Here is a 15,072-nt window from a genome sequence, read left to right on the forward strand (position 1 = left end):
GTTTGGCGGGCAGACCCCAACGACATCATCGCCGCAAGAAATCGAGGGTTCCAAATGTTGGATTCAATCCACTAGCCTGTGAAAGGTGGTGGGATTTCGAGAGAAACATGACACGACTGCGACAGAGTTCCACAAGCCGAAACAATTCTGACAGGACAGCGGGTTTTCCATGGGGTTTTGTGGCGATCCGCCACAGATGTGGCAGATCAGGCTGCGCGATTGCCCGATTGCATGGGGATTCGTGGACTACTACGGGGCGCTGCCGCCGATGCCATCGGTGACAAGGCGCGCGGCCGCCATCACGGCTTCTGCCCCTGGCTGGGTGTCGGCCTCGGCCATGCGGCTGACCGGGCCTGAGATCGAGATACCCGCCACAACTTCGCCGTGCATATCGAAGATCGGGGCCGCGATACAGCGCATTCCGGCGTTCTTTTCCTCGGCATCTATGGAATAGCCGCGCCCGCGGGTGACCGACAATTCCGCCATCAGCGCGGCAGAGGTCGTGATGGTACTGGCGGTGAACCGCTGCAACCCGTGGCGGTCGATGATCCGTTCGACCCGGGATTCGGGCAGGAAGGCAAGGATCGCCTTGCCGATTCCCGACGAATGCATCGGGGACAGCGCCCCGGGCGGAAAGAAAGCCCGGATGTTTTCGTGGGTTTCCACCTGGCTCATGAACAGCACCTGCCCGTCGCGTTCGATGCCAAGATTTGCGGTTTCCCCGGTCTGTTCCATCAGGTGTCGCAGCACCGGGCGCGCCCGGTCCACCAGCGACGTGCGCCGCAAGAACCGTGCGCCGATGACAAAAGCGCCGGAACCGACGTGCCAAGTCTGCGCCTCGGGATCGAATTCGACGATGCCGCGGGACTCCAGCGTCACGAGGACCCTGTAAACCGTGGCGGTGGATTGATCCAGATCGCCCGCCAGTTCCGATAGCGTTGCGCCGGATTGTTCCGACAGGTGTTCCAGCACCTCCATCGCGCGGTCGAGCGACTTGATGGTGTTCTGCTCGGTCTTGTCGTGCCACGCACGGGGCCGTCCCCGGGCCCGGCGCTCTGCGTTGTCCTTGTCACTCATGTTTCACCTGTGAAGATCCTGTTCGCATTATGAAATAATACAACACATTGTTTCAAAGAGAAAAATTCTATTTTCAGAATTTCTGAAAAATGATTTCAAAAAAATTGCGGCACGTTCGCAGGCTGACTAAGAAAGATGCAACGATAAGGAAGGAGACGACCATGAGCCTGCAGAACCCGGTTTTCATCCCTGGTCCGACCAATATCCCAGACGCGCTGCGCAAGGCCTGCGACATGCCGACGGTGGACCACCGGTCGCCGATTTTCGGTGACATTCTGCACCCGGCCATCGCCGGTGTGAAAAAGGTCATGATGGCCGACGCGGCCGAGCTCTTCATTTTCCCGTCGACCGGGACCGGCGGCTGGGAAACCGCGATTGCAAACACCCTGTCGCCCGGCGACGGCGTTCTGGCGGCGCGAAGCGGCATGTTCAGCCACAAGTGGATCGACATGTGCAACCGCTTCGGCCTGAACGTTCAGCAACTGGACGTGGAATGGGGCGAAGGCCTGCCGGTCGCGGCGTTCGAGGACATCCTCAAGGCCGACACCGAGGGCCGCATCAAGGCGGTCCTGGCGACGCACAATGAAACCGCAACCGGCGTTGTGTCCGATGTCGAGGGCCTGCGCAAGGCGCTGGACCAGGCTGGTCACGATGCGTTGCTGTTTGTCGATGGCGTCAGCTCGATCGCGTCGATGCCGTTCGATTTCGACGGCTGGAAGGTGGACGTGGCCGTCACCGGCTCGCAGAAGGGCTTCATGCTGCCCCCGGGGCTGGCCATCACCGCGTTCAGCGAAAAGGCCGTCGCCGCCAGCAAGACCGCGAAACTGCCGCGCACGTTCTTCAGCATCGACGACATGCGCAAGGGCTATGCCGCCAACGCCTATCCGTATACCCCTGCGGTGGGCCTGTTGCACGGGCTGAAAACCGCGACGGAAATGTTGCTGGCCGAGGGGATGGACAACGTGTTTGCCCGCCACGCGCGCATCGCCGAAGGTGTCCGCGCCGCGGTCAAGGCCTGGGGTCTGGACCCCTGCGCCAAGCGGCCCGAGCTGTATTCCAACACCGTCACCGCGATCAAGACGCCCGAAGGCTTTGACGCGAACCGGGTCGTGGCCCATGCTTCCAGTGCCTATGGCATGGCGTTCGGGGCCGGCTTGGGCGACGTTGCGGGCAAGGTGTTCCGCATCGGCCATCTCGGGATGCTGACCGATGCGATGGCGCTGTCGGGGATTGCGACGGCGGAAATGGTCATGGCCGATCTTGGCCTGCCGGTCACCCTTGGGTCCGGCGTGGCTGCGGCCCAACTGGTTTACCGCCGTGGGGCGGATGCAAAAAGGATGGCAGCGGAATGAAAGATCTGACGATGACCCTTCCCACCTACGAAGACATGCTGGCCGCGCACGAGCGGATCAAGCCCTATATCCACCGAACCCCGGTGCTGACCTCGTCCTACCTGAACGAACTGACCGGCGCACAGCTGTTCTTCAAATGCGAGAATTTTCAGAAGGCGGGCGCCTTCAAGGTGCGCGGCGCGTGCAATGCGGTGTTCGGCCTGTCCGACGAGATGGCGAAGAAAGGCGTGGCGACCCACAGTTCGGGCAACCACGCGCTGTCGCTCAGCTATGCCGCCGGCCGCCGGGGCATCCCGTGCCATGTGGTCATGCCGCGCACCGCGCCGCAGGCCAAGAAGGACGCCGTGCGCGGCTATGGCGGTGTCATCACCGAATGCGACCCCTCGACCACCTCGCGCGAGGAAACCTTTGCCAAGGTCGCGGCCGCGACCGGTGCGGAATTCGTGCACCCCTACAACGACCCGCGGGTGATTGCCGGGCAGGGGACCTGTTCCAAGGAACTGATGGAACAGACCGGCGGTCTGGATGCGGTGATTGCGCCCATCGGCGGCGGCGGCATGGTCTCGGGCACCTGCCTGACGCTGTCGACGCTGGCCCCCGAAGTGGCGATCTATGCCGCAGAGCCGGAACAGGCCGACGATGCCTATCGCAGCTTCAAGGCCGGGCACATCATCGCCGACGATGCGCCGGAAACCGTGGCGGACGGGCTGAAGGTGCCGCTCAAGGAAAACACTTGGCATTTCGTGTCCAACTTCGTGACCGATATCTTCACCGCCTCGGAACAGGAAATCATCGACGCGATGAAGCTGACCTGGAAACGCATGAAGATCGTGATGGAACCCAGCTGTGCGGTGCCGCTGGCCACGATCCTGAAAAACCCCGAGGTCTTCCGCGGCAAGCGCGTGGGCGTGGTGATCACCGGCGGCAACGTCGATCTCGACAACCTGCCCTGGATGGCCGGTTGAACCTATACCGGCGGGGCAATGCCCGGCCGCACACAACAGGAGCAAGAGACATGAAAGACCTGAGCGATCTCAATCAATTCGAAGTCGGCTACGACATCCCGGCGCTGCCCGGCATGGACGAGGCCGACATCCAGACCCCGGCGCTGGTGCTGGATCTCGATGCGCTGGAACGCAACATCAAGAAGATGGGCGACTACGCCAAAGCCCATGGCATGCGTCACCGGGTGCATGGCAAGATGCACAAGTCGGTCGACGTGGCCAAGCTGCAAGAGGAACTGGGCGGCGCGGTCGGCGTCTGCTGTCAGAAAGTGTCCGAGGCCGAGGTCTTTGCCCGTGGCGGCATCAAGGACGTGCTGATCTCGAACCAGGTCCGCGACCCGAAGAAGATCGACCGCCTGGCGCAACTGCCGAAACTGGGCAGCCGGATCATCGTGTGCGTGGACGACATCGACAACGTGGCCGAACTCTCTGCCGCGGCGCAGACGCATGGCACAGAACTTGAAGTCTTCATCGAAATCGACTGCGGCGCAGGCCGCTGCGGTGTGACGACGTCGGAAGCTGTGGTCGGGATCGCCAAGGCGATTGACGCGGCACCGAACCTGAAGTTCACCGGCATCCAGGCCTACCAGGGCGCGATGCAGCACCTCGACAGCTACGAGGCGCGCAAGGAAAAGCTCGAGATCGCCATCGCCATGGTGAAAGACGCCGTCGATGCGCTGACTGCCGTCGGGCTGAAGCCCGAACTGGTCTCGGGCGGAGGCACCGGCTCGTATTACTTCGAGTCGAACTCGGGCGTCTACAACGAGCTTCAATGTGGCTCCTACGCCTTCATGGATGCCGACTATGGCCGCATCCTCGACAAGGACGGCAACCGCATCGACCAGGGCGAATGGGAAAACGCCTTCTTCATCCTGACCCAGGTGATGAGCCACGCCAAGGCCGACAAGGCGATCTGCGACGCCGGCCTCAAGGCCCAGTCTGTCGACAGCGGTCTGCCGGTCATCTTTGGCCGTGACGACGTGGAATACATCAAGTGCTCGGACGAGCACGGCGTGATCTCCGACCCGAAGGGTGTGCTCAAGGTTGGCGACAAACTGCGCCTGGTGCCCGGCCACTGCGACCCGACCGCCAATGTCCACGACTGGTATGTCGGCGTGAGGGGCGGCAAGGTCGAGGCTGTCTGGCCGGTTTCGGCCCGCGGCAAGGCCTATTGATCAAGGGCGGGCGCGCCGGGACACTGGCGCGCCCCTTCCTTTCATCTTTCCAAAAATACTCAAACCTGCGCTCCGCTTGGGAAAGCGCCTGCGTGAGTATTTGTGGAAAGATGAAAGACGACTTACGGAAAGGGAGCAGGGATGAGTGACGCACACAAGGTAACCGTGGTGCCAGAAGCCGTCATCGCGGGGTTGTTGAGCGAGGAGGAGGCTTTCGAGGCGGTGGAAGCCACCTTCGGTGCCATGGCGCGCGGGGCGGCCTATAACTTCCCGGTGATCCGCGAGGCAATCGGTCATGCCGATGCGCTTTACGGCTTCAAGTCGGGCTTTGACCGTGAAAGTCTGGCCATGGGGTTGAAATCCGGCGGCTACTGGCCGGGGAACGAGGCCAGGGGTCTGACCAACCACCAGTCCACCGTGATCCTTTTCGATGCTGATACCGGGCGGGTGAAGGCGCTGGTGGGGGGCAACCTTCTGACCGCGCTGCGCACGGCGGCGGCCAGTGCGGTGTCGATCCGCCACCTGGCACGGCCCGATGCCAGGGTGCTGGGCATGATCGGTGCGGGTCACCAGTCGACCTTCCAGATGCGCGCCGCGCTCAAGCAGCGCGACTTTGAGAAAGTTGTGGGCTGGAACTACCATCCCGAAATGTTGGTGCGACTGGAAACGCTGGCGGGCGAACTGGGCTTGCCGTTCGAAGCGGTTTCGCTGGAGGAAATGGGCGCGCAGGCGGACGTGATCGTGTCGATCACCTCGAGCTTCGCGCCGTCGATGATGGCCGACTGGGTCAGGCCCGGCACGCATCTGGCCTGCATGGGGACCGACACCAAGGGGAAGCAGGAGGTCGAAGCGGCGTTGCTGGCGCGAGCCACGGTGTTCACCGACGAGATCACGCAATCCGTCAGCATTGGCGAGGCGCAGCACGCGGTGGCCGCAGGGCTGATTGCCGAGGGCGATATCGTCGAGATCGGCGCAGTCATCAACGGGGCGCATCCGGGGCGAAGCACAGCGGACGAGATCACGTTGTTCGATGGCACCGGCGTGGGTCTGCAGGACCTGGCGGTTGCGGCCAAGGTGGTCGAGGTTGCGGTGGCCCGGGGGGGGGCGACGGAACTAGCGTTCTGATCGGGTAATACCGTGATTCACGGAGGCAAGGGATCGGATCGGCTTTGCCGATCCGATCCCTTGCGCCTTTGCGGGCACACGCGCCCGCGGGAGCGTCGCTCTTGCGTCCTCTGGGTATCCGGAATGCGAAAGACGCCGGCGTCACCGCCTTGCAATTCCCGGGGCAAGGGCGCAAGGCTGCGCCCGTGAGGTTTTGCCAGAGGGGCGGATATGCGTATTGCGATCAACGGGTTCGGGCGGATCGGGCGGACCGTTCTGCGGCAGGTTCTGGCCGGGCACCCGGATATCGAAGTGGTCGCGATCAACGATATCGCGCCGCTGGACATGCTGGCCTATCTGTTTCGCTATGACAGCACCTTCGGCCCCTTTCCGGGCGAAGTCGCGGCGACGGAGGGCACTCTTGTCGTGGGGGGGCGGCGCATTCCGGTGACGCGGCAAGCGGATGCGGCGCTGCTGGACTGGACGGGTGTCGACGTGCTGCTGGAATGCACCGGGCGGCCCGACAGCCCGGCCGAGGCCGCGCAGGGGATCGTCAACGGCGCCGTCAACGTGCTGATCTCGGGGCCTTGCGCGGGGGCGGAGGCGACGGTGGTGTTGGGGGCCAACGATGCCGATCTGGCCGGCAAGCGGGTGGTGTCGAACGCATCCTGCACGACCAATGCGATCGCGCCGTTGCTGCGTCTGGTGAATGACAGCTTCGGGATCGCCCATGGCCATGTCACCACGGTGCATTGCTATACCAACAGCCAGCCGCTTGTGGACGGGCCGCGCGGTGCGCCGGCGCGGTCGCGGGCGGCGGCGGTGTCGATGATCCCGACCTCGACCAGCGCGACCAGACTTCTGGACCTTGTGCTGCCGGGGCTGAAGGGATGTGTCACCGGGGCGGCGCTGCGGGTGCCGGCGCATTCGGTCAGCGCCATCGACGCGGTCCTGACCCTGGAGGCAGAGCCAGGCACGGGGGTCTCTGACTGGCTGCGCGCGGCCGTGGCGGGCAGCGCGGTTCTGGGGCTGACCGAGGACCCGGTGGTGTCAAGCGACATGCGCGCGCGGCCCGAAAGCCTGGTCATCGCCATGCCGGAACTGCAGGTCTGCGCGCGGCAACTGCGGATATTCGGCTGGTACGACAACGAATGGGGCTTTTCCTCCCGCATGATCGACATGGCCCGGCGCATGGCGCGCCGGGGCTGAGCGCGGCCTCAGGCCGGCACCTCAATCAATTCGCGCCAGCGATGGCACGAAACTTCGTGCTGATCGCCCACGTGTTCCAGTGTCGGTTCCTGTGACTTGCACAGGTCGATGGCGTGCGGGCAGCGGGTGTGGAACTTGCAGCCCGAGGGCTGGTTCGTGGGCGAGGGGATTTCCCCGGTCAGTTTCTGCGCACGGCCCCGGTCGTCGGGGTCAAGCGACGGGATGGCCGAGAACAGCGCCTTGGTATAGGGGTGGCGCGGCGCCTCGAACAGCTTGCGGGTGGGGGCGGTTTCGACCAGCCGGCCCAGGTACATCACCGCGACGTGGTCGCAGGTGTGCGCCACCACCGACAGGTCGTGGCTGATGAACAGGAAGGTCAGCCCCATGTCGCGCTGGATCTGTTTCAGCAGGTTCAGCACGTCGGCCTGGATCGACACGTCAAGCGCGGCGACGGATTCATCGGCCACGACGAATTGCGGGCCGCTGACCAGCGCGCGGGCGATCGAAATCCGCTGGCGCTGGCCACCCGAGAACGCATGGGGGAAGCGACGCAGGTGTTCGAGGTTCAGCCGGCATTTCGCCGCGATCTCGCGCACGCGTTCATCGGTTTCGGCGCGGGTCTTGGTCAGGCCCATCACCTCGAGCGGTTCGGCGATGATGTCGCGCACCGTCATGCGCGGGGACAGCGCGGCGTAGGGATCCTGAAAGATCAGCTGCGCGCGCTTGCGGTAATCCTTGAGTTGGGCGCCTTGCAGGCTGGTCAGGTCATAGCGGACTTCGCCATCGTCATAGAACGCGCCGCCGCCGGTGATCGGCGCCGCCTTGAGCAGCGCGCGGCCCAGCGTGGTCTTGCCCGAGCCTGATTCCCCCACCAGCCCGAAGAACGAGCCTTTCTCGATTTCCAGCGACACGCCGTTCACGGCCTTGAGAACCTGTTTCGACAACAGGCTTTTGCCGATATTGTAGCCGACGGTCAGGTTGTCGGCCTTGATCAGGGGGGTGCTCATCCTTGGGCCTCCTTCGCGCTGTGCAGGTGACAAGCGACGCGGTGGGTTGGGTCCACCTTGGTATCTGTTGGCAGGTCGCGGCGACAGACGTCGCCGATGATCTGCGGGCATCGGGTGTGAAAGACGCAGCCGGACGGCCGTTCCAGCGGCGACGGGATATCGCCCGGCACCGGCGTCAGCGGGGAATCCAGGTCGTCCAGGCGGGGCAGGGCCGCCAGCAGCCCCTGGGTGTAGGGGTGCTTGGGGTTGCGGATGACCTCGCGCACGGGGCCTTCCTCGATCAGCTTGCCCAGGTACATGACGCAGACCTTGTCGGCGGTCTGGGCGATCACGCCAAGATCGTGGGTGATGAAGATGATGCCCATGTGGAATTCATCCACTAGGTCCTTCATCAGGTCGATCACCTGCGCCTGGATCGTCACGTCCAGCGCGGTGGTCGGTTCATCCGCGATCAGCAGCTTGGGTTTGGTCGACAGCGCCATCGCGATCATCGCGCGCTGGCGCATCCCCCCGGACAGTTCGAACGCGTATTGGTCAAACCGTTTCGACGGGTCGGAAATGCCCACCCGGTCCAGCATTTCCACGCTGATTTCCTTGGCCTTGGCCTTGGACATGTCCGAATGCAGCATCAGTTGCTCGACCATCTGGCTGCCGATGGTGATCGCGGGCGCGAAGCTGGCCATCGGTTCCTGGAAGATCATCGAAATCGCGCCGCCGCGCACCACCTGCATTTCCGACGGCTTTTTCAGCGACAGCACGTCCACCGGGCCGGTGTCGGTGTGCAGGGTGATTTTCGACTCGGGTGTATAGACCGCGTTGCGGGCGTTCAGGTGCATCAGCGATTTCGCCGTCACCGATTTGCCCGAGCCGGATTCCCCCACCAGCCCCATCACTTCGCCCTTGTTCAACGAAAAGCTGACGTTGTCGACGGCGGTGATCAGCCCCTCGTCGGTGCGGAATTTCAGGGTCAGGTTTTCTACGTCGATCAGCGAGGTCATTTATTGTTATCCGAATAGGGGTCGGCAGCGTCGCGCAGCCCGTCGCCGACAAAGACGAAGGCCAGCACAAGCGCGATGAAGAAGATCACCGGGATGAAATACCACTGGTAGTTCAGCAGCACATCGGCGCTGGTGACGTTCTGCAGCATGACGCCAAGAGAGTTCACGGGGTCCTTCAGACCCAGCCCGATGAAGGACAGGGCGGTTTCCGAAAGGACCATGTAGGGGAAGGAAATCACCAGGTCGACGATGATATAGCTGGTGAAGCTGGGCAGCAGGTGACGCCGGATTACATGCGACGACGACGCGCCGCACAACTGTGCCGCCAGCACGTATTCCTGGTTTCGTTCGGTCAGCAGGTGCGTCCGCACCCGTCGCGCCAGCGTCGGCCAGTTGATGAACCCCAGAAGAACGGAGATATAGAAGAACCGCGCCTCGGCCGACATTTCCGGCGGCATGAAGGCGGCGACGGCCATGAACAGCGGGATTGGCGGCACGGTTCGCACCGCGTCCGTGACCATCTGGATCACGCTGTCGATCCAGCCACCGTAATACCCCGATATCCCCCCGATCACGAGCGCCATGACAAAGGCGATCAACACCCCGATCGTGCCGACCTGAAGCGAGGTCCAGATCGCGTGCAGGGTGCGGCTGAAGATGTCCTTGCCGGCGGCATCGGTGCCGAACAGATGGATAAACGCGCCGTCCTGCATGCCGAACAGGTGGGTGTTCATCGGGATCACGCCGAACAGCTTGTAGGGCGCGCCTTCCACGAAGAATTCCATGTAGATCCGCTTGTCTTCATTGACAGTGGTCACCCAGCGGAAATTCGTGGCCATCGACCGTTCCCGTTCCAGCGCATGCAGGAACGGCCGAGAAGAACAGCCGTTCTTGTCACAGAACATCGGAATCGTCGGGGCGCCATTCAGGTAGTCCTTGTTGCGGCCCGCGATGGTCGGGTCATAGGGCGACAGGAAGGGCGCGAACAGGCCCGAAAGGACCAGCACGAACAGCAGGGCGGCGGCGATCATCGCGGCGCGCTGTTTCTTGAATCGGGCCCAGATCAGCTGTCCCTGCGAGGCGGTGAAGTAGGCTTCTTTTGCCGTCTGGTCCTGCACGGGTTCGGCGGCGGAGCCTTGGGTCTCTGTCGTCATGTGCTTACCTCAGGATGCTTTTGCGGACGCGCGGGTCGAGAATGGCCAGCAGCACGTCGGTGAAAAAGTTCAGCGCCACGATCGAGGCGGTCAGCAGGAAGATGATGGCCCCCGCAAGCTGCTGGTCGTTCGACCGCGCCAGCGCCTCGATCAGCAAGGCGCCGGCATCGGTCAGCGTCAGGATCAGCGCCACGATGGGCAGTTCGTTGAAAATCCGGTTCAGGTCAAAGCCCAGGCTGTTGACGATCGGCCCCAGCGCGTGCCGCGCCGGATACCGCCACAGCAACCGCGCGCCGGACACGCCGCGTGCGGCAGCGGCGGTCACGTAAAGCTTGCCGATCTCGTCGGAAATCAGCGCGCGCACGGTTTGCAGGGCGAACGCGGTGGCCGACCATCCAAGGATGAAGATCGGCAGCCAGGCGTGTTTCATCAGGTCGATGAACTTGGCCAGGTCCCAGGGCGCGTCGCGGTATTCCTTGCTGAATAGCCCGGTTAAGGTCTCTCCGAAATAGACGGTTGAAAACAGCATGATCATCAGCGCCAGCAGGAAGTTCGGCATGGCCAAGCCGAAATAGCTGACAACGCGCAGGATATTGTTCAGGGTCGCACTGTTGGTCGCGGCGGATATGATCCCGACAGGCAGCGCGATGATATAGGCCAGCGCCAGCGAAGCCAGACAGATGCCCAGCGACACCCAGAATTTCGAGCCCAGAAGCTGTGCGATATTGACCCGCAGAATGCAGCTGTCACCGAATTCGCCCTGGAAGGCCCCGATGATCCAACTGGCCCAGCGTTCGACAAAGGGACGGTCCAACCCCAGACGGGCGCGCTCGTTTTCGATGTCTTCAAGCGAAATGCCCGACCCTTGGGTGTTCTTGAAGGCGAGATAGCGTTCGGCGCAGTCGCCTGGCACCAGCTCCATCAGCGTGAAAACGACCAGCGACACGATGATCAATGTGATCATCGCCATGACCGCCCGTGTCAGCACGAAGCGTCCGAATTGCAGCATGAGCTGTCCCCGTTGGAAAAAAGTTGCGCGGTTGTTTCCGCGTCAGTTTTTTGATGTGACTTCCGGGCAGCGCGGGCCGCCCGGAAGCAGGTGTTTCGTCAGGCCCCGATTATTCGGTCAGCCACCACTGCGTCGCGCGGTAGGGGTAGGTCCGGTAGTATTCGTAGGACCAGGTCTTGAACTCGGTGAAGTTCTGAAGCTTGTTCGAGGCATAGATCGGTTCCGGTGCCTTGACCGTGCCGATCATCGCCAGGTTGCCGACGAAACCGGCGACCAGCTCTTCGCCCAGGGTCTGCGATTCAGCCGAACCCGGGGTTGCGGACTGGAACGCGTCGATGTCGGACGCCAGTTCTTTCACCCATTCCGGCGGCTCGACGCCCTGCGCCCCGTTCGAATCCAGGTATTCAGCCCAGAGCATCCCGGTGCGGTGTTCGAAATAGGTGCCGAACGGTACGCGGAAGAAGGTGTTCAGGCCCAGGTGGATGGCCAGCGGGGCCCCATACTGCCACAGGCCCACGTCCAGCTTGTTCGACGACTGTGCCGAACGGTATTCGTCGGGCGTGACTTCCTTGACGGTGGTCTGGATGCCGACATCGGCCCAGTACTGACCGACCAGTTCGACCACCTTGCCGGCGATCCCCTGGGTCGAGAAGTTCATTGCCAGGACTATCTTGTCGCCATTGGGCAGTTCGCGGAAGCCGTCGCCGTCCACGTCCTTCATGCCGATGCCGTCCAGCAGTTCGTTCGCCTTGGCCGGGTCGAATTCCGACGCGAAGCTTTCCCACTTCGGATCGACAAAATCCGGTGCCGGGTTGAACGGAGCGATCTGGCTGGGGATGCCCTGACCGAAATAGGCCACTTCGTTCAGTTCGTCGCGGTTGATGGCGATCGACATGGCGTGGCGGAAGTCGAAGTTCTGGAAGACTTCGCGCTTGGCCAGGTTTTCAGCGGTGAAGTTGAACGAGAAGGCCGGCATGCCGACCGTCGGCTTCAGCTGGATGGAATAATCGCCCTTTTCCATGTTCTCCAGCAGCAGCGGGGCCGATTCCAGGCGCACAGACTGCGACTTGTAGTCGACTTCGCCGTTGACCAGCTTCAGGATCCGCACTTCGTTGTCGTTGATGTAAACTTCGTCCTGCTCGCTGATGTAGGGCAGCTGCTGGCCGGTCACATCGACCTGGTGGAAGTACGGGTTCGCCACAAGGTGGCGGCCTTCGGTGGTGTCGGTGACGTAGATATGGCTTTCCAGCGTGGGCACGGTTGCCTTGGGCAGGCCGCCCACAATCTCCGGCCGCGACAGCATCGGCGACGGCGTGTCGGTCCAGTCCGAGTTGCCGTAATACGCCTTGATCGCGTCATAGCCGTTCTCGAAACCCAGGCTTTGCGCATAGGCATCGGCATCGGGGTTGATCCCCGGATGGAACTTGCCCAGGAAGTGCATCGGCTGGAAGCCCTGCGCATAGGACGTCGCAAAGTGCACCAGCAGGCCCGGCTTCGGCGCGGGCAGGTTGAAGATGACGGTTTCCGCGTCCGGCGTTTCCACGGTCATCTTCTCACCGCCGACCAGGACATAGTCCTTGGGCGATTCAAAGATGTTGGTGTCCAGCATGATGTTGTCGTGCCAGAACTTCACGTCGGCCGAGGTGAACGGCTCGCCGTCGGACCACTTGTGGCCCTTGCGCAGCTTGAAGGTCAGCTGGGTGTAATCGTCGTTCCAGGTCCAGGATTTGGCAATGTTCGGAACGATCGTTTGCAGGTCGTCGGAATACCGCACGAGGTTGACGTGACGCACCGACAGGAAGTCCGAGGTCCCAGCTTCGGTCGCGTTCGACAGCACGTCCAGCGTGCCGCCATATTGACCGACGCTGGTATAGGGGACCACGACCAGCGGTTCTTCCGGCAGACGCTCGGCCAGCGGCGGCAGGTCGGGGTTGCCCTTGATTCGGGCATTCAGTTCGCCGGCAGCAGGGTTTTCCGAGAACGCCATGTCGCAGCTTGCGGCGGCTTCGAACTCGGACAGTTCGTATTGTTGCGGGAACGCGCCTGCGGCGACCCCCTGCATGTCAGCGACGGTGATCGCCGGGCAATTGGCGAGAGCCGCGCCCGGAAGGGCAAGTGCGGCGACGCCGGTCAATAGAATCCGTTTCATAGTCTCTCCTGTCGTTCCAAATCAGTGCGATTGCGGGTTGTTGTTTGTTTTTCCCGATGGCCAGCCGCACCCACGGTCAAAGTCTAGGTGTCGGCGGACCCCCGCTCTTAGGTCCAGTCTGGCGCAGCTTTATGGCCAGTCCTGTGCGGTTGTGCCCGAAACGGGCCACTTGCCGGTATTTCATCCCCTTCCCGAAACCGATGCCGCGACTGCGTCGCGACACCGATGCTGACTGCCCGGAATATATCACAAAACCATGACAGCCGGGCCTGTCGTTGGTCCGTGCGGTCCCGTGCGGACCGCGCAATCCTAATTTCTGGGCGCGCGGACGACCCCGTCGGGGGTCACCATCGTCCGCGCAAAGCGTCCTTCGGCGTGACGCATGCGATGGTCCAACATGTCGCGCGACATTTCCAACAAAATACTCTGCGCTTCGGGCTTTGATGAAATATTGCGCGCTTCGCCGGATTTTTCGTGTTCGAACAGGATTTGTGGCAACCCAGAGTTGAAATGCACCAATGTGTGCCGCGCGCCGCGCAGAATCGCCAGGTTCGCGCCTTCGGCGGGCAAGCCAAGGGCGCGCTGCCAGGCGGTCGGATTGACCGGGTCGCCGAAATCCAGTTCGGAAAAACTGTGCTGGCGCCAGTTGGCCGGCGGGCGGCCATCCAGGAACGGCCGCAGACTGTGGCCGTCCATCGTGTCGGGCACGTCCACGCCCGCCAGGTCCAGGATCGTGGGGGTCACATCCACCGATTCCGTCGGCAGCCCGACCGTGGTGCCGAAACCGTCGCGGTGCCGGGGATCGCGGATCATCAGCGGGACGTGATAGGCCGCGTCGTAATAGGTCATCTTTCCCCAGGCATGGTGATCGCCCAGCATTTCGCCGTGGTCGGCGGTGACCACGACCAGGGTGTTGTCCCACTGGCCGGTCTCTTTCAGGAAATCGAAGATCCGCCCAACGTGGTGATCGACCTCTGCCGCCAGTCCAAGATAGATCGCGCGCAGCTTGGCGATGTTTTCGGGCGTCTCTTCCAAGTCGGGAAAGCCCTCGACGTTGGACGCGAGCGATTTCGCCGCCAGCAAAGGTGCGTTGAACGGGTGCGCCGCCGCCTCTGCCGTCCTGTCGCGTGTGCCTTCGGGGGCGGGCAGGGTGGCCGGGTCCACCAGCCGGTTATAGGGCGCGGGCGCGACCAGCGGCGGGTGCGGCCGGATGAAGGTGACATGCGCGAACCAGCCGGTGGGCCGGGCGCGCAATTCGTCGATCACGCGGTTGGCCAGGAACGCGGTGTCGCTGTCTTCGGCCTTGTAAAGCGCCGGGTCATCAACCCGGTCGCCATCCGGGCGGAAGATGTCCGGATAGGGTGGCACGTCATACCCCTTGGCCAGCAGGTCGGCGCGCCAGGGCCAGGATTCCTCCAGCCGCATCTCGCAGGCTTCGACAAAACCCGGCATCACCTGTTCATAGGATTTCAGTTGCGGATCGCTGGCGTGATAGTCGCGCGGATCGGGCGTGCTGTCGGTATAGCCGAACAGCAGCGGCAGATAGCCCGCCTTGCGGATTTCCGTCGCAAGGTTCGGCTTGTCCGAAGGCAGCGGCGTACCGTTGCGGGTGGCGCGATGGTTCATCGCGTATTGCCCGGTCAGAATCGACGCGCGCGACGGTCCACAGGGGTTGGTCACAGAAAAATGCCGGTCAAAGCGCACCGCTTCGGATTCCAGACCGCGCAGGTTCGGCAGGTCCACATGGCTTTCCAATGCCCCGCGCAGGCAATCCGCGCGCAATTGGTCGATGATGACGAACAGGATGTTCTGTCGTTCCGCCACGTCTTCCCCC

12 protein-coding genes are annotated in these 15,072 nt (G+C 62.9%); 5 read left to right on the forward strand and 7 right to left on the reverse strand.

What is annotated here, in order from left to right; all coding sequences use genetic code 11:
- Positions 1-249: 249 nt before the first annotated feature.
- On the reverse strand, positions 250-1,077 hold the full coding sequence (gene bhcR, locus VK792_RS12755; protein WP_326297894.1) for an HTH-type transcriptional regulator BhcR: 828 nt from the start codon (positions 1,075-1,077) through the stop codon (positions 250-252).
- A 161-nt stretch (positions 1,078-1,238) separates the two neighbouring features.
- Between bhcR and bhcA the strand changes: the two genes are divergently transcribed.
- From bhcA to VK792_RS12780, 5 genes are all read left to right on the forward strand, one after another.
- A complete protein-coding gene (bhcA, locus tag VK792_RS12760; RefSeq protein ID WP_326297895.1) occupies positions 1,239-2,429 on the forward strand; it encodes an L-aspartate--glyoxylate aminotransferase BhcA in 1,191 nt (396 codons plus the stop codon).
- Positions 2,426-3,394 carry a beta-hydroxyaspartate dehydratase BhcB gene (gene bhcB / locus VK792_RS12765; protein WP_326297896.1) on the forward strand — a complete coding sequence of 323 codons (969 nt, stop codon included), beginning with the start codon at positions 2,426-2,428 and terminating at the stop codon, positions 3,392-3,394. Before bhcA ends, bhcB begins: the two co-directional genes overlap by 4 nt.
- A gap of 50 nt (positions 3,395-3,444) precedes the next feature.
- Positions 3,445-4,608 carry a 3-hydroxy-D-aspartate aldolase BhcC gene (gene bhcC, locus VK792_RS12770; RefSeq protein ID WP_326297897.1) on the forward strand — a complete coding sequence of 388 codons (1,164 nt, stop codon included), beginning with the start codon at positions 3,445-3,447 and terminating at the stop codon, positions 4,606-4,608.
- A 141-nt stretch (positions 4,609-4,749) separates the two neighbouring features.
- Positions 4,750-5,733, forward strand: coding sequence for an iminosuccinate reductase BhcD (gene bhcD / locus VK792_RS12775; RefSeq protein WP_326297898.1), 984 nt, complete (start codon positions 4,750-4,752; stop codon positions 5,731-5,733).
- Between the two features lie 210 nt (positions 5,734-5,943).
- Complete coding sequence (locus VK792_RS12780; RefSeq protein ID WP_326297899.1) at positions 5,944-6,921, forward strand: type I glyceraldehyde-3-phosphate dehydrogenase; 978 nt, start codon at positions 5,944-5,946, stop codon at positions 6,919-6,921.
- A gap of 8 nt (positions 6,922-6,929) precedes the next feature.
- Here the strand turns inward: VK792_RS12780 and VK792_RS12785 are convergent, their stop codons facing one another.
- The 6 genes from VK792_RS12785 to VK792_RS12810 form a co-directional block, all read right to left on the reverse strand.
- On the reverse strand, positions 6,930-7,928 hold the full coding sequence (locus VK792_RS12785) for an ABC transporter ATP-binding protein (protein WP_326297900.1): 999 nt from the start codon (positions 7,926-7,928) through the stop codon (positions 6,930-6,932).
- Entirely contained in the window at positions 7,925-8,926 is a 1,002-nt protein-coding gene (locus tag VK792_RS12790; protein WP_326297901.1) for an ABC transporter ATP-binding protein, read from the reverse strand. The genes VK792_RS12785 and VK792_RS12790 overlap by 4 nt, the downstream gene beginning before the upstream one ends.
- A complete protein-coding gene (locus tag VK792_RS12795) occupies positions 8,923-10,080 on the reverse strand; it encodes an ABC transporter permease (protein WP_326297902.1) in 1,158 nt (385 codons plus the stop codon). Before VK792_RS12795 ends, VK792_RS12790 begins: the two co-directional genes overlap by 4 nt.
- 4 nt (positions 10,081-10,084) lie before the next feature.
- A complete protein-coding gene (locus tag VK792_RS12800) occupies positions 10,085-11,089 on the reverse strand; it encodes an ABC transporter permease (RefSeq protein WP_326297903.1) in 1,005 nt (334 codons plus the stop codon).
- Positions 11,090-11,198: 109 nt separating this feature from the next.
- Entirely contained in the window at positions 11,199-13,238 is a 2,040-nt protein-coding gene (locus VK792_RS12805; protein WP_326297904.1) for an ABC transporter substrate-binding protein, read from the reverse strand.
- 309 nt (positions 13,239-13,547) lie between these two features.
- Positions 13,548-15,062, reverse strand: coding sequence for a sulfatase-like hydrolase/transferase (locus tag VK792_RS12810; protein ID WP_326297905.1), 1,515 nt, complete (start codon positions 15,060-15,062; stop codon positions 13,548-13,550).
- Positions 15,063-15,072: the final 10 nt, after the last annotated feature.

It is taken from the genome of Mesobacterium hydrothermale, from assembly GCF_035818635.1.
Lineage (GTDB): Bacteria > Pseudomonadota > Alphaproteobacteria > Rhodobacterales > Rhodobacteraceae > Mesobacterium_A > Mesobacterium_A hydrothermale.

What these genes read in the sequence shown, in the direction of transcription:
- VK792_RS12780 (WP_326297899.1), top strand. Translation starts at nt 5,944, where the DNA reads ATGCGTATTGCGATCAACGGGTTCGGGCGGATCGGGCGGACCGTTCTG.
- bhcA (WP_326297895.1), top strand. Translation starts at nt 1,239, where the DNA reads ATGAGCCTGCAGAACCCGGTTTTCATCCCTGGTCCGACCAATATCCCA.
- VK792_RS12800 (WP_326297903.1), bottom strand. Translation starts at nt 11,089, where the DNA reads ATGCTGCAATTCGGACGCTTCGTGCTGACACGGGCGGTCATGGCGATG.
- bhcC (WP_326297897.1), top strand. Translation starts at nt 3,445, where the DNA reads ATGAAAGACCTGAGCGATCTCAATCAATTCGAAGTCGGCTACGACATC.
- bhcB (WP_326297896.1), top strand. Translation starts at nt 2,426, where the DNA reads ATGAAAGATCTGACGATGACCCTTCCCACCTACGAAGACATGCTGGCC.
- VK792_RS12805 (WP_326297904.1), bottom strand. Translation starts at nt 13,238, where the DNA reads ATGAAACGGATTCTATTGACCGGCGTCGCCGCACTTGCCCTTCCGGGC.
- VK792_RS12785 (WP_326297900.1), bottom strand. Translation starts at nt 7,928, where the DNA reads ATGAGCACCCCCCTGATCAAGGCCGACAACCTGACCGTCGGCTACAAT.
- VK792_RS12795 (WP_326297902.1), bottom strand. Translation starts at nt 10,080, where the DNA reads ATGACGACAGAGACCCAAGGCTCCGCCGCCGAACCCGTGCAGGACCAG.
- VK792_RS12790 (WP_326297901.1), bottom strand. Translation starts at nt 8,926, where the DNA reads ATGACCTCGCTGATCGACGTAGAAAACCTGACCCTGAAATTCCGCACC.
- bhcD (WP_326297898.1), top strand. Translation starts at nt 4,750, where the DNA reads ATGAGTGACGCACACAAGGTAACCGTGGTGCCAGAAGCCGTCATCGCG.
- bhcR (WP_326297894.1), bottom strand. Translation starts at nt 1,077, where the DNA reads ATGAGTGACAAGGACAACGCAGAGCGCCGGGCCCGGGGACGGCCCCGT.